Genomic DNA, 17,370 nt, shown 5'->3' on the forward strand with positions numbered 1-17,370 from the left:
CCCGGGACCACCCGGAACCCCCGTTCCCGAGAACCCCCGTTCCGCCGACGGAACGGGGGTTCCGCCGTCTGCGGTCGTACCGACCGGCACGAGGAGGCCCCCGGGTCCGCGGTGACGGACCCGGGGGCCTCCCGGTGGTTCAGCCCGGCCTGGGTCAGCCGAGGTTGGCGAGCGCCTCGTTGAAGGTCTTGGACGGACGCATCACGGCGGCGGCCTTGGCCGGGTCCGGCTGGTAGTAGCCGCCGAGGTCGACCGGCGAGCCCTGGACGGCGATCAGCTCGTCCACGATGACCTGCTCCTGCGAGGTCAGCGCCTCGGCCAGGCCCGCGAAGGCCTGGGCCAGCTCGGCGTCGGCGGTCTGCTTGGCCAGCTCCTGGGCCCAGTAGGTGGCCAGGTAGAAGTGGCTGCCGCGGTTGTCGATGCCACCGAGGCGGCGGCTCGGCGACTTGTCCTCGTTGAGGAAGGTACCGGTGGCGCGGTCCAGGGTGTCGGCCAGCACCTGGGCGCGGGCGTTGCCGGTGGTGGTGGCCAGGTGCTCGAAGCTGGCGGCCAGCGCGAAGAACTCGCCCAGGCTGTCCCAGCGCAGGTAGTTCTCCTTGACCAGCTGCTGGACGTGCTTCGGGGCGGAGCCACCGGCGCCGGTCTCGAACAGGCCGCCGCCCGCCATCAGCGGGACGACCGACAGCATCTTGGCGCTGGTGCCCAGCTCCAGGATCGGGAACAGGTCGGTCAGGTAGTCGCGCAGGACGTTACCGGTCACCGAGATGGTGTTCTCGCCGCGGCGGATGCGCTCCAGCGAGAAGGTGGTGGCCTCGACCGGGGACTTGATCTCGATCTGCAGGCCGGTGGTGTCGTGCTCCGGCAGGTACCGCTTGACCTTCTCGATCAGCACGGCGTCGTGGGCGCGGTTCTCGTCCAGCCAGAACACCGCCGGGTCGCCGGTGGCGCGGGCGCGGGTGACGGCCAGCTTGACCCAGTCCTGGATCGGCAGGTCCTTGGTCTGGCAGGCGCGGAAGATGTCGCCCGGCTGGACGGCCTGCTCCAGCACCACGTTGCCCTCGGTGTCGACCAGGCGGACGGTGCCCGCGGCCGCGATCTCGAAGGTCTTGTCGTGCGAGCCGTACTCCTCGGCCTTCTGCGCCATCAGGCCGACGTTCGGCACCGAGCCGATGGTGGCCGGGTCGAGGGCGCCGTTGGCGCGGCAGTCGTCGATGACGGCCTGGTACACGCCGGCGTAGCTGCTGTCCGGCAGCACGGCGAGGGTGTCGGCCTCCTGGCCGTCCGGGCCCCACATGTGGCCGGAGGTGCGGATCATGGCCGGCATCGAGGCGTCGACGATGACGTCGCTCGGCACGTGCAGGTTGGTGATGCCCTTGTCGGAGTCGACCATGGCCAGGGCCGGGCCCTCGGCCAGCTCGGCCTCGAAGGAGGCCTTGATCTCGGCGCCCAGGTGCGGCACGTTGTCGAGGCCGGCCAGGATGCCGCCGAGGCCGTTGTTCGGGTTCAGACCGGCGGCGACGAGGACCTCGCCGTACTTCGCGAAGGTCTTCGGGAAGAAGGCGCGCACGACGTGGCCGAAGATGATCGGGTCGGAGACCTTCATCATGGTGGCCTTGAGGTGCACCGAGAACAGCACGCCCTCGGCCTTGGCGCGGGCCACCTGGGCGGCCAGGAACTCGTTCAGGGCGGCGGCGCGCATCACGGAGGCGTCGACGACCTCGCCGGCCAGCACCGGCACCTTCTCGCGCAGCACGGTGGTGGTGCCGTCCTCGCCCAGCAGCTCGATGCGCAGGGCGCCGTCGGCGGCGATCACGGTGGACTTCTCGGTGCTCGCGAAGTCGTTCCGGCCCATGGTGGCGACGTTGGTCTTGGAGTCGGCCGTCCAGGCGCCCATGCGGTGCGGGTGGGTCTTGGCGTAGTTCTTGACCGACTGCGGGGCGCGGCGGTCCGAGTTGCCCTCGCGCAGGACCGGGTTGACGGCGCTGCCCTTGACCTTGTCGTAACGGGCGCGGACGTCCTTGTCCTCGTCGGTCTGCGGGTCGTCCGGGTAGTCCGGCAGGGCGTAGCCCTGGGCCTGCAGCTCGGCGATGGCGGCCTTCAGCTGCGGCACGGAGGCCGAGATGTTCGGCAGCTTGATGATGTTGGCGCTCGGGGTCTTGGCCAGGTCACCCAGCTCGGACAGGGCGTCGCCGATCCGCTGGGCCTCGGTCAGACGCTCCGGGAAGCTCGCGATGATCCGCCCGGCCAGGGAGATGTCGCGGGTCTCCACCCGTACACCCGCGGTCGAGGCGTAGGCCTGGACGACCGGCAGGAACGAGTAGGTCGCCAGGGCCGGAGCCTCGTCGGTGTGCGTATAGATGATGGTCGAGTCAGTCATCGGTACTCCGCTTCACGTCTCCAACGTCTTGACGTCAAGATATCTCGTCCCGGGCCCCTCGCTCCACCTCCCCCCGCCCCGGAGCGTGCGCCGGTCCCGCCGGGGGCGCTCCGGCGGCCGCGGGGCGGGGCGCACTGCGCACGCGGGCGGGGCCAACTCCACGGTCGTCCGAGGTGGAGCGCGGGGCAAACCGAGCGCCCCCGGGCAGTGGTGTAGTCCGGTCGGGTGAGCCGAACGTCAGGAGTGCGTCAACGCACCACCCCATTCGGTCAACGCTGCGTCAGGACCGCAGACGCCAGGGGCGGGCCGCCCTAGCGTCGAGACAGCAGTTCCGGCAGGCACCACCACCCCACTCGGGAGCATTCGCATGGCCCGCGTCGTCTGGCACGTTCCGGTCACCGCCTCCGGCACCGGAAGCACCACCGCACTCCGCCTCTTCCGCCTGCGCGACGGCCGCCGCTGCGCGGTCGGATTCTCCAGCCCCGAAGCCCTCGCCGCCCTCCTCGGACCGGACCAGGCGTACACCGAACTCGGCGAACCCGCCCTGCGCGGGCTCACCGCCCCGCTCGGGGTCGACTCCCTCGTCCTGGACCCCCGGTTGGTCGCCCCGCCCGCCGCCCCGGCCGCACCGCTCGCCCCGGCCCCGACCGCACAGCTCCAGCACCGGTGAGCGCCCCGCTCCATCTCCTTCCGGGCGGTCTGCTCCCGGGCGGTCCGGCCCCGGAGGGTCGGCCCCGGCCGGCCCGGGCCCTGCACGCGATCGCCCGGGTCAGCTACGGCCCGGTGCCGCTCGACTTCGACCGGCTCGCCGCCGAGTTCCCGGCCGTCCAGAGCGGCCTGGCGCTGGCCGGCGAGGTCGACCTGGAACTCCGCCTCGCCTGCACCGGCCTCCCGGAGTTACGGGCCGTCGCCGCCGCCCTGCACCGTGCGGGCGCCGCCAGGGTCCGCATCGACCTGGTCCTGCGCGCCCTCACCCCGGCCCCGGTGACCCTGCGGCCGGTGCCCTGAGACGTGCCCGGCCCGAGGGCCCGAAAGTCACTCCTGCCCGGGGCGCGGGTCCGGGTTGATCGCCTGGCCGTCGACTGGCTGGCCCCAGACGTCCTCGCCGACCGCGTCGACGCAGTAGCCGCTGCCCTCGACGTGTCCGCCCGCGCCCCGGCACTGCTCGGCGGTGACATCGCGGAGCCCGGTCACCGCCGCCGGAGCAGCGGCGGCGGCCGCGGCACCGGCGGCGAGGGCGAACAGGAGGACGGAGGCGGTCGTGGCGGCCACCCGGGCCAGGTGTGAGCGCTTCATGCCGACCACCCCAGCACGGCCGCCCGCCCACTGCGACCACAGGACGCCCGCCCGGGTGGCCACGACGCCTGCGCCCGTCGCGCCTCGACACCTATGATCCGGCTCGGCACGTCACTCATCGACGCTGGGGGATCACCATGACCGAGCCGTTGCCGACAACCGCCCATGTCCGCCTTTCGCGCGCGACCTTCGACCCGAGCCGGTTCGAGGAGGTCCACGCGATGAACACGAGGACCTCGGCCTACCTGATTCCGGCCATCCAGCGGCTTCCGGGGCTCATCCACTTCTACGCGGGCGTCTCACCGGAGGGCTCGGCCGTCCACGTCAGCGTCTGGGACTCCGTGGAGCACGCGCGGCAGTTGGACCACCTCAAGGAGATGGTGGTCGATGCCCGCGGGGAGGCGGAAGCGGTCGGCGTGACGTTCACCCCGATCGTCAACTACCCGATCGACTGGACCATCTGACCCGGCGGGCCGCATCCGCAGAGGCGGAACGCCCCCGCGGATGCGGCCCGGCCGGGCCCTAGCCGCGGGCCAGCGCCGCGATCGCCGCGAGCAGCAGCGCCGAGCCGGCCAGCAGGCCGGCCGTGACCGGCTCGCCGAGGAACAGCACGCCGATCACCGCCGCGGTCGCCGGCTCCAGCAGCACCAGCACCGAGGCTGTCGTGCCCGGGACGGCCGTCAGCCCGGTGAAGTACCAGCGGTAGGCGAGCAGCGTGGGCACGGTGCCGAGGAAGAGCAGCGCGGCCCCGGTCACCGCCGGTTCCCCGGCCGTCGGCAGGACGCCCTGGACGGCCGCGAGCGGGAGCAGGCAGAGCAGGCCGGTGGTGAAGGCGCCGGTGCCGGCCCGGGCCGAGCCGCCGCCGCGGGCCCAGAGGGTGAGGCCGCTCTGGCCGGCGCCCGCGAGGACGGCCAGGGCCGCACCCAGGAGCGGGCGCGGGCCGGCCGCCGGGGCGGCGACCAGCAGGGTGAGGCCCGCCAGCGCCAGGGCGACCGCGCCGAGCGCACGCCCGGTCAGCCGTTCGCCGAGCAGCAGGTGGGCGCCGAGCCCGGTGAGCACGGGGCCGGCGCCGATGGTGATCAGGGTGCCCAGCCCCAGGCCCGCGTAGTGCACGGAGCCGAAGTAGGCGCACTGGCTGATCGCCAGCCCCAGCCCGGTCAGCACGGCGGAGCCCCACCGAGCGGGGCCCCACCCGGCGGAGCCCCGCCGGACGGCGCCCCGTCCGGCCCGGGCTTCGCCGCCGGTCGGCAGCAGGGCCAGGCAGAGCGCCGCGACTCCGAAGCGCCAGCAGGAGACGGCCACCGGGCCGAGGCCGCTGGTGCGCATCAGCAGCGCGGCCACCGCCCCGCCCACGCCCCAGGCGACGGCGGCGGCGGAAATGGACAACAGGCCGTGCCGGAAGGGCACGGCAGCGTACGAGGTCATGCGTCGGTACTCCACGATGAGATGCCGGTCGGGTCCGCTGGGGTACGCGGGCGGCAGTCATCGCCCCGGGTGTGGGCGGCGTCCGCCGGGCCGGGGTGGGTGGAGTGGGCCGCCCGCTAGCGGGTCGGCGGGGGAAGGATCACGAGACGCACGGGGTCGATCCTACGCGCGGGCGATCGCGAGCCGGCGCCCCACGGACGCCCCTCGATCGATTGCCGTTTACATCCATCGGGATGACTATGCGATTCCGGCCATCCCTATGATCGGGCGGGGTGGTCAATGGTGCCCGAGGGAACGGCGAAGCTCAATTCGCGCTCAAATGCTGAACCTACTGGCCAGTCACGTAACAGACAACTGAACAGAATGCCGCCTACCTGCAGGGATATCAGGTAAAGAAAGTAAACATTCAGTAATGAAATCTGTGCAGAGCTCTATGAATAGCCCTACTGTGTGGCAACTCTCCGCGCTCCCCACCCCGGAGCCCCCACACACAGAGAGATCGCCCATGGCTTCCCTCAACCAGATCTCGCCGCCCGGACAGAGCACCGGCGCCGAATCCGGCACCACCAACCGGTCGCTCAAGCGCCACGTGGGCCTCATCGGCCTCATGTGGGCCTCGGTCGGCTCGATCATCGGCTCCGGCTGGCTGTTCGGCGCGAAGAACGCCGTCGTCGCCGCCGGACCGGCGGCCCTCCTCTCCTGGGGCATCGGCGCCGTCGCGATCGTGCTGCTCGCCTTCGTGCACGCCGAGCTCGGCGGGATGTTCCCGGTCGCCGGTGGCACCGCGCGCTACCCGCACTACGCCTTCGGCGGCCTCGCCGGCATGTCCTTCGGCTGGTTCTCCTGGCTCCAGGCCGCCACCGTCGCCCCGATCGAGGTCGAGGCGATGATCGGCTACGCGGGCCACTGGCAGTTCGCCAAGAGCTTCCTGAACGCCAACGGCACCCTCACCACCAGCGGCTTCATCGTCGCGGTCCTGCTGATGGCTGTCTTCGTCGCGGTCAACTTCCTCGGTGTGCGGGTCCTGGCGGCCACCAACTCGATCGCGACCTGGCTCAAGATCGGCGTCCCGCTGCTCACGATCCTGGCGCTGTCGATCACCAACTTCCACGCCTCCAACTTCACCTCGCACGGCTTCGCGCCGTTCGGTGCCAAGGGCGTGCTCGCCGCGATCAGCTCCAGCGGCATCATCTTCGCGCTGCTCGGCTTCGAGCAGGCCATCCAGATCTCCGGTGAGAGCCGCAACCCCAAGCGCGACATCCCCCGCGCCGTGCTGGGCTCGGTCGCCATCGGCACCCTGATCTACGTCCTGCTGCAGGTCGCCTTCATCGGCTCGCTGCCGGTCAGCTCCTTCGTCAACGGCTGGGACAAGCTCGACTTCCCGGGCATCGAGGGTCCGTTCGCCGGCCTCGCCACCCTGGTCGGCCTCGGCTGGCTCTCCTGGGTGCTGTACTTCGACGCCATCGTCTCCCCCGGCGGCACCGGCCTGATCTACACCACCTCCACCTCCCGCATCTCCTACGGCCTGAGCAAGAACGGCTACGCGCCGCAGCAGTTCGAGAAGCTGGACAAGAACGGCGTGCCGTGGTTCGGCCTGGTCATGTCGTTCATCACCGGCGTGATCTGCTTCCTGCCCTTCCCGAGCTGGCAGGAGCTGGTCGGCTTCATCACCTCCGCCAGCGTGCTGATGTACGCCGGCGCGCCGCTCGCCTTCGGCGCGCTGCGCCGCCGGCTGCCCGACCGCGAGCGCTCCTACCGGCTGCCCTTCGGTGAGATCATCTCCCCGGCCGCGTTCGTGGTCTCCAGCCTGATCATCTACTGGTCCGGCTGGCACACCCTGTCCCGCCTGGGCATGGCGATCGTGCTCGGCTACGGCCTGCTCGGCAGCTACGCCTGGTACGCCACCCGCAAGGGCCTGCCGAACGCGCCCCGGCTGAGCTGGAAGTCCGCCCAGTGGCTGCCGGTCTACCTGCTGGGCCTCGGCCTGATCTCCTGGCAGGGCGGCTTCGGTGACGGCGCCGGCCGGATCCCGATGTGGTACGACATGGCCCTGGTCGCGGTGTTCGCGCTGGCCATCTACTTCTGGGCGATCCGGGTCGCCCTGCCCGCCGAGGCCATCGAGCGGGAGGTCGCCGACGTCGAGGTGGTCGACGCGGGCGGTCACTGACACCCCCTGAGTACCGAAGCACCGAAGGGCCCGCCGGTCGTCGCACGACGACCGGCGGGCCCTTCCGCATGCCGAGGACCGGCCCTCAGAGGGCGAGCACCGTCCGCAGCACCGTGGCGACCTCCTGCTCCGGGTCCAGGACCGGGCCGGGCGAGCGCCAGGCGACGAAGCCGTCCGGACGGACCAGAACCGCTCCCTCCGGGCCGATCCCGTGCAGGGCGGCGAAGTCCGTGCCCGGCTCCGGGGCCAGGTCGTCCTCGGCGCCGTCACCGATCCGGTAGGCGTCCAGCGGGACGGCCAGCCGGTCCGCCGCCCGCCGGGCGCCCGCCTGCCAGGCGCCGCCCTCGGGTCCGGTGAGCAGCACCATCGCCTGCTCGTACAGGTCCAGCGTGGACAGCCGCACCCCCGCCCGCAGCAGCCACTGGTGCGGGGCCCGGCTGCCCGGCTCGCCCGCCGACTCGAACTTCTCGGGGACGACGGCGCCCTCCCGGTCGGCCCCGACCACCGCACCCACCGGGTAGCGGTAGCCCAGCGCCACCGCGAGCACCCCGGCCTGCCGGCCGACGCCCGGCACCACCGCGTAGCCCGGGTGGCTGTGCTCGGCGGAGCGGGCCGAGGCCCGCTCACTGGTCACCCGGGCGACCGGGCGGCGCTCCTGCCCGTACGTCTCCAGCAGCCTCGGCCCGGCCCAGCCGCAGAGCACGGCGGCGAGCTTCCAGGCCAGGTTGTGGGCGTCCTGGATGCCGGTGTTGGAGCCGAACGCACCGGTCGGGGACATCTCGTGGGCGGAGTCCCCGGCGAGGAAGACCCGCCCGACGCCGTACCGATCGGCCACCCGTTCGGCGGCGTGCCAGGGTGCCCGGCCGGTCACCTCGACGTCCAGCTCCGGCAGGCCGACCGCGGTGCGGATGTGCCGCTCGCAGCGCTCGTCGGTGAAGGCCTCCAGCGGCTCGCCGTGCTCGGGGTGCCAGGGCGCGTGGAAGACCCACTCCTCCTGGTTGTCCACCGGCAGCAGCGCGCCGTCGGCCTCCGGGTTGGTCAGGTAGCAGGCGATGAAGTGCCGGTCGCCGACGACCTCTGCCAGGCGCTTCGCCCGGAAGGTGATGCTGACGTTGTGGAACAGCTCGCCCTTGCCGCTCTGGCCGATGCCCAGGCGCTCGCGGACCGGGCTGCGCGGGCCGTCCGCCGCGATCAGGAACTGCGAGCGCACCACCCGCTCCTCGCCGTTCTCCCGGCTGCGCAGGACCGAGGTGACGCCCTCGTCGTCCTGCTCGAAGGAGACCAGCTCGGTGCTGAAGCGCACGTCCCCGCCCAGCTCGCGGGTCGCGCGCAGCAGCACCGGCTCCACGTCGTTCTGGCTGCACAGGCACCAGGAGCTGGGGCTGAAGCGGGCCAGCCGGCCACCCGGGTCGATCTCGCGGAACAGCCACTCCTGCTCGGCGCCGGTCAGCGAGGGGGCCTGCAGGATGCCGTGGTTGGGGGCGAGGACCGAGGCGGCCTCGCGGATGGCCGGTTCGATCCCGGCGACCCGGTACAGCTCCATCGTGCGGATGTTGTTGCCCCGGCCCCGCGGGTGATGCGAGGTGTCGGCGTGCTTCTCGACCAGCAGGTGTCTGACCCCGAGCCGGCCGAGGAAGAGCGAGGCCGACAGCCCGACCAGCGAGCCGCCCACGATCAGGACCGGCACCCGGTCGTCAACCTTCGGATTCATCAATTGCTCCGCCCTGTCAGGGGATTCCGCGGCCCGGCGACTGGACCCGGCGCCGCCCTCGATGGGCCCGCGCAGCCGGGGGCCCCGGTCTTCCATCCCCCGCCGGAGGGGGCCTGTGCCGCCCCTTCGCCCGGATGGCCCGCAAATCTCGCGCCGCACCCGCTGCGCCGCCCACGATCGACCTCAGGCCTGGCGCCGACTGCCCGGGCCGACCGCCGTCGCACCGCCTCCCAGGCCGGGGAGCACCCGCCGGGCGCGGCCGACACGGCCCGCAGCGTGCGGCCCAGAGCAGAAAGTGGATCATGACAACTCTGTCCGAACCCCAGCCGAAGCAGCAGGCCGAGTCCGACACCCGGTTGCGGGTGGTGCTGATGCTGGAGATCCAGGACGGTGCCCAGCAGCGCTTCCTCGACGTCTACGAGCAGCTGCGGCACCAGGTGGCCTCGGTCCCCGGCCACGTCAGCGACCAGCTGTGCCAGTCGATCAACGACCCGCGCCAGTGGCTGATCACCAGCGAGTGGGAGGACCAGGAGACCTTCCTGCAGTGGGTGGACAGCCCGGCGCACCGCGAGATGGTCAAGCCGATGCACGGCTGCGTCAGCGACAACTTCCGCTCGCTGCGCTACGCCGTGCTGCGCGAGACCTCGGCGGCCGGCTCCACCGGCACCCGCGCCCCGATGGAGGTGCCGCCCGGCCTGCCGCGCACCACGCCCGCCGGGCACGTCGGCCCGCCGAAGGCCGCGCCGGGCCCGGACGGCGTGGTCCGCCACGCGCTGACCTTCACCGTCAAGCCCGGCAGCGAGCCCGAGGTGGCCCGGATCCTCTCCGGCTACGCCTCCCCCCGGGCCGAGGTGGACGAGCACACCCGGCTGCAGCGCACCTCGCTGTTCATGCACGGCAACCGGGTGGTGCGGGCCGTCGAGGTGATCGGCAACCTGGGCGACGCGCTGCGCCACGTGGCGATGCAGCCCGAGGTGCGGGCCGTCGAGGAGGCGATCAACCCCTACCTGGAGGAGGCCCGCCAGCTGGGCGACCCGCAGGCCGCGCGCGCCTTCTTCGCCAGGGCGGCGCTGCCCGCCAAGCACCAGGCGATCGCCAGCTCCCCCGCCTCCGGCCGGCTGCACCGGCACGCCGTGCTCTACCCCGTCCGCCCGGGCCACGGCCAGTCCGTGGCCGAGCGGCTGGCCCAGCACGACAACCTGGCCACCGCCGACCCGACCGGGCCGGTCGCGGCGGCCACGGTCTTCCAGCGCGAGGACGTGGTGGTGCGCCTGGTCGACCTGCGGGTGCCGGCCGAGGCCGACCCGGCGGCGGCCCTCGGCGTGGCCGACGAGCGGGAGGCTGCCGTACTCGCCGGGCTGCTCGACCTCGGCCCGCAGGGCGACCTGCGCACCGTCGCCGGCCTCAGCGCCTTCCTCGCAGCCCGCGCCATGAACCCGGTCACCGACCGCAAGTCGGCCGACCCCCGCGCAAACTGACGTTCCGTCACTCTTGGAGGAAGAGCACCATGAACACGCAGTACCCACGGATCGTCAACGTCGACGAGGCGCCGGAGAACCGCCGGCACGGCGCCGAGCTCCGCACCATGCTCACCCCGACCAGCTGCGGGGCGACCAGCGGCTTCATGGGCCTGGCGATCGTCAAGCCCGGCGAGCGGATCGGCGAGCACTACCACCCGTACTCCGAGGAGTTCGTGTTCGTCGTCTGCGGCGAGCTGGAGGTGGACCTGGACGGGAAGCCCCACCCGCTCAAGCCCGACCAGGGCCTGATGATCCCGATCAACATGCGCCACCGCTTCCGCAACGTCGGCGACACCGAGGCCCGGATGGTCTTCCACCTCGGCCCGCTCGCCCCGCGCCCCGACCTCGGCCACGTGACCACCGAGGAGAGCGCCGCCTCGGGCCCTCCGGAACACACCAAGGTGGCCTCGTGACCCGGCGCGTGGCCGTCACCGGGATCGGTGTGGTCGCGCCCGGTGGGGTCGGCGTCCCGGCGTTCTGGGACCTCCTCACGGCCGGCCGCACCGCGACCCGGGGCATCACGCTCTTCGACCCCGCCGGGTTCCGCTCCCGGATCGCCGCCGAGGTCGACTTCGATCCGGAGGCCCACGGGCTGGGCCCGGAGGACGTCCAACGGGCCGACCGCTACGTGCAGTTCGCGATGGTCGCGGCCGACGAGGCGATCGCCGACGCCGGCCTGGACCTCGCCGCCGAGGACCCGTGGCGAATCGCCGTCTCGCTCGGCACCGCCGTCGGCGGCACCACCCGGCTGGAGCACGACTACGCCCTGGTCAGCGCCGCCGGCGCGCGCTGGGACGTGGACCACCGGCAGGCGCAGCCGCAGCTGCACCGGGCCTTCGCACCCAGCACGCTGGCCTCCGCGGTCGCCGAGCGCGCCGGCGCCCACGGCCCGGTGCAGACCGTCTCCACCGGCTGCACCTCCGGCCTGGACGCGATCGGCTACGGCTTCCAGGCGGTCGAGGAGGGCCGCGCCGACATCTGCATCGCCGGCGCCTCCGACTCCCCGATCTCGCCGATCACCGTCGCCTGCTTCGACGCGATCAAGGCCACCAGCGAGCGCAACGACGACCCCGAGCACGCCTCCCGCCCCTTCGACGCCGGCCGCGACGGCTTCGTCCTCGGCGAGGGCGGCGCCGTCCTGGTGCTGGAGGAGCTGGAGCACGCGCGCCGCCGCGGCGCCCGGATCTACGGCGAGGTCGGCGGCTTCGCGACCTTCGGCAACGCCTACCACATGACCGGCCTCACCAAGGAGGGGCTGGAGATGTCCCGGGCGATCGACCACGCGCTGGCCCACGCCCGGGTCGACCGCACCGACGTCGACTACGTCAACGCGCACGGCTCGGGCACCAAGCAGAACGACCGCCACGAGACCGCGGCGGTCAAGCGCTCGCTGGGCGGGCACGCCTACGAGACCCCGATGAGCTCGATCAAGTCGATGGTCGGGCACTCCCTCGGCGCCATCGGCGCCATCGAGGTCGTCGCCTGCACCCTGGCGCTCGCCCACGGCGTCGTTCCGCCGACCGCCAACTACGAGACTCCGGACCCGGAGTGCGACCTCGACTACGTGCCGCGCACCGCGCGCGAGCTGCCGCTGAGCCACATCCTCTCGGTCGGCAGCGGATTCGGCGGATTCCAGTCCGCCGTCGTGCTCAACAGAACGGGGTGAGTTCCATGACGTCACGTCAGCAGGGCCGCCGGGCGGTGATCACCGGCCTCGGCGTGGTGGCGCCGAACGGTGTCGGAGCCGACGCCTTCTGGAAGGCCACCAGGCAGGGCGTGAGCGTCCTCGACCGGATCTCCCGCGAGGGCTGCACCGAGCTGCCGCTCAGGATCGCGGGCCAGGTGCGGGACTTCGAGCCGCAGTCGGCGATCGACAACCGCTACCTGGTGCAGACCGACCGCTTCACGCACTACGCGATGGCCGCCGCCGACCTGGCGGTGGCGGACGCCGGCTTCCGGCCCGACGCCGACCAGCCCTTCGCGGTCGGCGTGGTGACCGCGGCCGGCTCCGGCGGCGGCGAGTTCGGCCAGCGTGAACTCCAGCAACTCTGGGGACAGGGACCCAAGTTCGTCGGCCCGTACCAGTCCATCGCCTGGTTCTACGCGGCCAGCACCGGCCAGATCTCGATCCGCGGCGGCTACAAGGGCCCGTGCGGGGTGGTCGCCAGCGACGAGGCCGGCGGCCTGGACGCCCTCGCGCACGCCGCCCGCTCGATCGTCCGCGGCACCGACGCCGTGGTGGTCGGCGCCGCCGAGGCCCCGCTGGCGCCGTACTCGATGGTCTGCCAGCTCGGCTACCCCGAACTCAGCCTGGCCGAACGGGCCGAGCAGGCCTACCTGCCGTTCACCGCGCAGGCCTGCGGCTTCGCCCCCGCCGAGGGCGGCGCGATGCTGCTGGTGGAGGACGAGCAGGCGGCCCTGCGGCGCGGCGCCGACGTCCGGGCGCACCTGGTCGGGCACGGCGCCACCTTCACCGGGGCCTCCCGCTGGGAGGAGTCCCGGGAGGGGCTGGCCGCCGCGATCCGGATCGCGCTGGACGAGGCCCGGGTCGCCGCCGAGGAGGTCGACGTGGTCTTCGCGGACGCGCTGGGCGTGCCGGCCGCCGACCGGGCGGAGGCGCTGGCCCTGGCCGACGCGCTCGGCCCGGCCGCCGAGCGCGTCCCGGTCACCGCGCCCAAGACCGGTACGGGGCGGGCCTACTGCGGCGCCCCGATGCTGGACGTCACCGCCGCCGTCCTGGCCATGGAGGACGGCGTCCTACCACCCACGCCCAACGTCACCGAGGTCTGCCACGACCTCGCCCTGGTGACCGGGCGCGCCCGGCCGGCCGAGCTGCGCACCGCCCTGGTGCTCAGCCGCGGGCTGATGGGCTCCAACTCCGCGCTGGTGCTCCGACGCGGGGAGCAGCCGTGAACCACTGCGTCACACCTCCACCACCACTTCCGTCACGTCTTTCGAAGGGAAACCCCGTGAGCAACACCCTCAGCTATCCGGAACTGGCCGCCCTGCTGCAGGCCCGGGCCGGCGTCAGCGTCGAGCCGAGCGCCCTGGAACAGCCGGGCGTGCAGTTCGACGAGTTCGGCGTCGACTCGCTCGGACTGCTCGGCATCGTCGGCGAGCTGGAGAACCGGCACGGCCTCAAGGTCACCCCCGGCGCCGAGTCAGCCAAGTCCCCGGCCGAGTTCCTGGAGCTGGTCAACGCCTCCCTCTCCGCGAAGGCGGGTGCCTGAGATGGCCGGACACACCGACAACGAGATCGTCATCGCCGCGCCGCTCGACCTGGTCTGGGAGATCACCAACGACCTGGAGAACTGGCCGGACCTGTTCAGCGAGTACGCCTCGGTCGAGGTCCTGGAGCGCGACGGGGACCGGGTGCAGTTCCGGCTCACCATGCACCCGGACGAGAACGGCCAGGTGTGGAGCTGGGTCTCCGAGCGCACCACCGACAAGGCCTCGCTGGCGGTGAACGCCCGCCGGGTCGAGCCCGGCCCGTTCGAGTTCATGGAGATCCGCTGGGAGTACGCGGAGGTGCCGGCCGGCACGCGGATGCGCTGGGTCCAGGACTTCGCCATGAAGCCCACCGCCCCGGTGGACGACAACGGCATGGTCAACCACATCAACAAGAACTCGCGGATCCAGATGCAGCTGATCCGCGAGAAGGTCGAGAAGCGGGCGGCGGAGCTGTGAGCGGGATGCACCGGGCGCTGATCGTCGCCCGGATGAAGCCGGAGGCGGCCCCGGACATCGCCGAGGTGTTCGCCGAGTCCGACCAGGGCGAACTGCCGCACCTGATCGGCGTGACCGGCCGCAGCCTCTTCCAGTTCGGCGACGTCTACCTGCACCTGATCGAGGCCGACCGCCCGCCGGGCCCGGCCGTGGCCAAGGTCGTCGGGCATCCGGAGTTCCGGACCGTCAGCGACCGCCTGACCGCCTTCGTCCAGGCCTACGACCCGGCCACCTGGCGCGAGCCCAAGGACGCGATGGCGCGCGAGTTCTACCGCTGGGACCGCTGACCTCCGGCGGACCGCATGGGCCCGCCCCCGGCCGTACGGCCGGGGGCGGGCCCATGCGTGCACGCCCTCGGGGCGGCCGCGGAATCACCCGGATCGCCCTGGTCCGGCTGGTCCGGCTGGTCCGGCTGGTCCGGCTGGTCGCCGCGACCAGTCCGGTCGCCCTCGTCGCCCCGATCACACGTGTCACCGTGGTCGTCCCGGTCACCCGAACCGCCGGGGCACCCGGGTGAACACGCCCGGGACTCCACCCGAAGGGCGCACGCTCCGCACCCGCGCTGCCACGCTCCGGTGGCAGGCGGCGCCACGGTGGTTGACGGTGGATCAGGCGCCACCCTCCCGCGAGTCCCCTTGTCCGGCACCCTGCCGGCAGTCGCGGGTCCGCGCGCCGGAAGGATCATCCTCATGCGTTCTGCACGCACGCTGCTCGCCGGGGCGGCCGTCGCCGCCGTCCTGACCGTCGGTGCCCCCATGGCCTTCGCCGACGGCTCCGCCGACCAGGGCAAGAACCTCACCTGGCAGGAGAAGCAGGACAAGCCCGAGAAGGGCGCCTCCGACAGCTCGAAGGGCTACGACGACAAGAAGGGCGGAAGCTCCGCCTCCGAGGAGCACAAGGGCTCGGAGGAGCACAAGGGCTCCGGCGAGTACAAGGACTCCGGCGAGCACAAGGGCACCGAGTCCAAGGGCGAGGAGCACGGCACCCCGCACGGCGGCGTGCACACCGGTGGCGGCGGGCTGGCGCTGTCCGGCGGCGGGCTCGCCTCCGGCGCGGTGCTGCTGCTCGGTGGCCTCGGCGCCGGCGCCTACGCGCTGCGCCGCGGCCGCCGCACCTCCGGCGCGGTCGCCTGACGCCAGGCGCCGTGCTTCCGCCGCCTCCGGGCGCCCCTCCCCGACCGGGGTGGGGGCGCACCGGGGGCGGCGGGCCGTCGCGGAACCGGTGGCAACGGAGTAACGGAGGACAGGAATGACGGGCGGTGCCGCCTCTGGAATGCCCCGGCTGCTGCGCGCGGGAATGGGCGCGGCGGCGGTCGGGCTGCTGCTGATCTACAACTCGGTGGACACCGAGCCGAGTTCGGACACCGCGGCCACCCAGGCCGCTCCCCCGGCGGCCACCGCGCCGGCCGTCCCCGGGCCCGCGGCCGCCGCTTCCCCGCCCGCCGCGGCGGCGGCACCCGGTGTGCCCGCGGCGCCGGCGCTCAAGCGCGCCAAGCCGACCCGGCTGCGGATCCCGCAGATCGCCGTGGACGCGCCGTTCACCGAGCTGGGCCTCAACCCGGCCGGCCAGCTCGAAGCGCCGCCGCCGGACGACAAGAACCTGGTCGGCTGGTACCGGGACGGCGCGACCCCGGGCGAGCGGGGCAGCGCGGTCGTGGCCGGGCACGTGGACACCACCAAGGGCCCGGCGGTGTTCCTGCTGCTGAGCCTGCTGCTGCCGGGCAACAAGGTCGAGGTCAGCCGCGCGGACGGCACCGTCGCGGTGTTCTCGGTGGACTCGGTGGAGACTTTCGCCAAGGACGCCTTCCCCGACCAGAAGGTGTACGGCAAGACCCCGGACGCCCAGCTGCGGCTGATCACCTGCGGGGGCACGTACGACAAGAAGCGGCGGGACTACCTGGACAACGTGGTGGTCTTCGCACACCTGGAGTCCTCGCACAAGGCCTGACGCGCCGCCCCAGGCCTGACCCGCCGTCCGCACGTCGACCGCCGGCCCCCGTAGATGGGGGCCGGCGGTCGTGGTGCGCGGGGGTTGCGGGTCAGCCGCGGACGGTGGCCTCGAAGGCGTGCAGGTAGGGGTTGACCGGGCAGACCTCGGAGACCGTCAGGCCGGCCTCCTCCATCAGCCGGACCATGCTCTCCTCGGAGTGCTTGGCGCCGCCGACGTTGAGCATCAGCATCAGGTCCATCGCGGTGGTGAAGCGCATCGACGGGCTGTTGTCGACCAGGTTCTCCACCACCACGACGCGGGCGCCGGGCCGGGCCGCCTTCACCACGTTGGCGAGGGTGCGGCGGGTGCTGTCGTCGTCCCACTCCAGGATGTTCTTGATGATGTAGAGGTCGGCGCGGACCGGGATGTCCACCCGGCAGTCGCCCGGCACCAGGCGGGCGCGGGCCGAGAAGGCGCCGCCTTCGCGCAGCCGGGGGTCGGCGCCGGCGACGACCTTGGGCAGGTCGAGCAGGGTGCCGTGCAGGGCCGGGTGCTTCTCCAGCAGGCTGGCCAGCACGTGGCCCTGGCCGCCGCCGATGTCGACCACCGAGTCGACGCCGGTGAGGTCCAGGTAGTCGGCGAAGTCGCGGGCGGACTGCCGGCTGGAGGTGGTCATCGCCTTGTCGAAGACCTTCGCCGAGTCGCCGCCGTCGCTGTGCAGGTAGTCGAAGAACTCCTTGCCGAACAGCTCGGGGAAGACGTTGCGGCCGGAGCGGACCGCCTCGTCCAGTCTCGGCCACGCCTCCCACGTCCACGGCTCGGTGCACCAGAGGGAGATGTAGCGCAGGGAGTTGGGGGCGTCCTCGCGCAGCAGGCGGGACATCTCGGTGTGCTCGAAGCGGTCGTCGCCGGTCTCGGCGAAGATGCCGTAGCAGGTGAGCGCGCGCAGCAGCCGGCGCAGCTGGCTGGGCTCGGTGTCGAGGGCGGCCGCGAGGTCGGTGACGGTCGTCGGGGTGTCGCCGAGCGCGTCGGCGACGCCGAGCCGGGCGGCCGCGCGGACGGCGGCGGCGCAGGCGGCGCCGAAGACGAGCTCGCGCAGGCGCATCGCGGCCTGCGGGCCGGTGTGGGTGGGTGCGGTGGTCATGGGCGCTTCCTTGGTTCCTGGGGTCCTGGGGTCCGGAGTTTCCCGGGTCCGGGGTTTCCGGGGCTTCCTGGGTAC

General features: G+C 72.9%; 19 protein-coding genes. 14 read left to right on the top strand and 5 right to left on the bottom strand.

Annotated elements, in window-relative coordinates; translation table 11 throughout:
- Nucleotides 1–154: 154 nt before the first annotated feature.
- Complete coding sequence (locus tag CRP52_RS03300) at nt 155–2,377, bottom strand: NADP-dependent isocitrate dehydrogenase (protein WP_097234999.1); 2,223 nt, start codon at nt 2,375–2,377, stop codon at nt 155–157.
- Nucleotides 2,378–2,744: 367 nt separating this feature from the next.
- Between CRP52_RS03300 and CRP52_RS03305 the strand changes: the two genes are divergently transcribed.
- The gene (locus CRP52_RS03305) at nt 2,745–3,047 is read left to right on the top strand and encodes an SAV_915 family protein (RefSeq protein ID WP_097235000.1); all 303 of its coding nucleotides are present in this window, start codon (nt 2,745–2,747) and stop codon (nt 3,045–3,047) included.
- Nucleotides 3,044–3,385, top strand: a complete 342-nt coding sequence (locus CRP52_RS03310) for a hypothetical protein (protein ID WP_097235001.1) — start codon at nt 3,044–3,046, stop codon at nt 3,383–3,385. The genes CRP52_RS03305 and CRP52_RS03310 overlap by 4 nt, the downstream gene beginning before the upstream one ends.
- Before the next feature lie 27 nt (nt 3,386–3,412).
- Here CRP52_RS03310 and CRP52_RS03315 read toward each other — a convergent pair whose 3' ends face one another.
- A complete protein-coding gene (locus CRP52_RS03315; RefSeq protein ID WP_143685640.1) occupies nt 3,413–3,673 on the bottom strand; it encodes a hypothetical protein in 261 nt (86 codons plus the stop codon).
- A gap of 221 nt (nt 3,674–3,894) precedes the next feature.
- Here CRP52_RS03315 and CRP52_RS03320 point away from each other — a divergent pair, with 221 nt between their 5' ends.
- Nucleotides 3,895–4,137, top strand: coding sequence for a hypothetical protein (locus tag CRP52_RS03320; RefSeq protein ID WP_218893061.1), 243 nt, complete (start codon nt 3,895–3,897; stop codon nt 4,135–4,137).
- Between the two features lie 58 nt (nt 4,138–4,195).
- Here CRP52_RS03320 and CRP52_RS03325 read toward each other — a convergent pair whose 3' ends face one another.
- Nucleotides 4,196–5,098 carry an EamA family transporter gene (locus CRP52_RS03325; protein ID WP_097235004.1) on the bottom strand — a complete coding sequence of 301 codons (903 nt, stop codon included), beginning with the start codon at nt 5,096–5,098 and terminating at the stop codon, nt 4,196–4,198.
- 505 nt (nt 5,099–5,603) lie between these two features.
- Between CRP52_RS03325 and CRP52_RS03330 the strand changes: the two genes are divergently transcribed.
- Nucleotides 5,604–7,265 carry an APC family permease gene (locus CRP52_RS03330; protein WP_097235005.1) on the top strand — a complete coding sequence of 554 codons (1,662 nt, stop codon included), beginning with the start codon at nt 5,604–5,606 and terminating at the stop codon, nt 7,263–7,265.
- 85 nt (nt 7,266–7,350) lie between these two features.
- On the opposite strand, the gene CRP52_RS03335 is transcribed toward CRP52_RS03330, so the two are convergent.
- A complete protein-coding gene (locus CRP52_RS03335; RefSeq protein ID WP_097235006.1) occupies nt 7,351–8,976 on the bottom strand; it encodes an FAD-dependent oxidoreductase in 1,626 nt (541 codons plus the stop codon).
- A 302-nt stretch (nt 8,977–9,278) separates the two neighbouring features.
- On the opposite strand from CRP52_RS03335, the gene CRP52_RS03340 reads away from it, so the two are divergent.
- The 10 genes from CRP52_RS03340 to CRP52_RS03380 all read left to right on the top strand — a co-directional run bounded on the left by CRP52_RS03340 (nt 9,279) and on the right by CRP52_RS03380 (nt 16,169).
- Complete coding sequence (locus tag CRP52_RS03340; protein ID WP_097235007.1) at nt 9,279–10,454, top strand: SchA/CurD-like domain-containing protein; 1,176 nt, start codon at nt 9,279–9,281, stop codon at nt 10,452–10,454.
- Nucleotides 10,455–10,483: 29 nt separating this feature from the next.
- Complete coding sequence (locus CRP52_RS03345) at nt 10,484–10,909, top strand: cupin domain-containing protein (RefSeq protein WP_097235008.1); 426 nt, start codon at nt 10,484–10,486, stop codon at nt 10,907–10,909.
- On the top strand, nt 10,906–12,162 hold the full coding sequence (locus CRP52_RS03350) for a beta-ketoacyl-[acyl-carrier-protein] synthase family protein (protein ID WP_097235009.1): 1,257 nt from the start codon (nt 10,906–10,908) through the stop codon (nt 12,160–12,162). Before CRP52_RS03345 ends, CRP52_RS03350 begins: the two co-directional genes overlap by 4 nt.
- Before the next feature lie 5 nt (nt 12,163–12,167).
- The gene (locus CRP52_RS03355; RefSeq protein WP_097235010.1) at nt 12,168–13,409 is read left to right on the top strand and encodes a beta-ketoacyl synthase N-terminal-like domain-containing protein; all 1,242 of its coding nucleotides are present in this window, start codon (nt 12,168–12,170) and stop codon (nt 13,407–13,409) included.
- 56 nt (nt 13,410–13,465) lie between these two features.
- Nucleotides 13,466–13,726 carry an acyl carrier protein gene (locus CRP52_RS03360; RefSeq protein ID WP_097235011.1) on the top strand — a complete coding sequence of 87 codons (261 nt, stop codon included), beginning with the start codon at nt 13,466–13,468 and terminating at the stop codon, nt 13,724–13,726.
- Nucleotide 13,727: 1 nt separating this feature from the next.
- Nucleotides 13,728–14,183: an SRPBCC family protein gene (locus tag CRP52_RS03365; protein WP_097235012.1), complete on the top strand. Its 456-nt coding sequence runs from the start codon at nt 13,728–13,730 to the stop codon at nt 14,181–14,183.
- Between the two features lie 5 nt (nt 14,184–14,188).
- Nucleotides 14,189–14,509 carry a TcmI family type II polyketide cyclase gene (locus CRP52_RS03370; protein WP_097235013.1) on the top strand — a complete coding sequence of 107 codons (321 nt, stop codon included), beginning with the start codon at nt 14,189–14,191 and terminating at the stop codon, nt 14,507–14,509.
- Between the two features lie 53 nt (nt 14,510–14,562).
- On the top strand, nt 14,563–14,739 hold the full coding sequence (locus CRP52_RS38030) for a hypothetical protein (RefSeq protein ID WP_179852674.1): 177 nt from the start codon (nt 14,563–14,565) through the stop codon (nt 14,737–14,739).
- A gap of 172 nt (nt 14,740–14,911) precedes the next feature.
- Entirely contained in the window at nt 14,912–15,355 is a 444-nt protein-coding gene (locus CRP52_RS03375; protein WP_097235014.1) for a hypothetical protein, read from the top strand.
- Between the two features lie 139 nt (nt 15,356–15,494).
- Nucleotides 15,495–16,169, top strand: a complete 675-nt coding sequence (locus tag CRP52_RS03380) for a class F sortase (RefSeq protein ID WP_257032261.1) — start codon at nt 15,495–15,497, stop codon at nt 16,167–16,169.
- Nucleotides 16,170–16,260: 91 nt separating this feature from the next.
- On the opposite strand, the gene CRP52_RS03385 is transcribed toward CRP52_RS03380, so the two are convergent.
- Nucleotides 16,261–17,295: a methyltransferase gene (locus tag CRP52_RS03385; RefSeq protein ID WP_097235016.1), complete on the bottom strand. Its 1,035-nt coding sequence runs from the start codon at nt 17,293–17,295 to the stop codon at nt 16,261–16,263.
- Nucleotides 17,296–17,370: the final 75 nt, after the last annotated feature.

The sequence above is a fragment of the Streptomyces sp. 1331.2 genome (assembly GCF_900199205.1).
In the GTDB taxonomy this organism is placed as follows: domain Bacteria; phylum Actinomycetota; class Actinomycetes; order Streptomycetales; family Streptomycetaceae; genus Kitasatospora.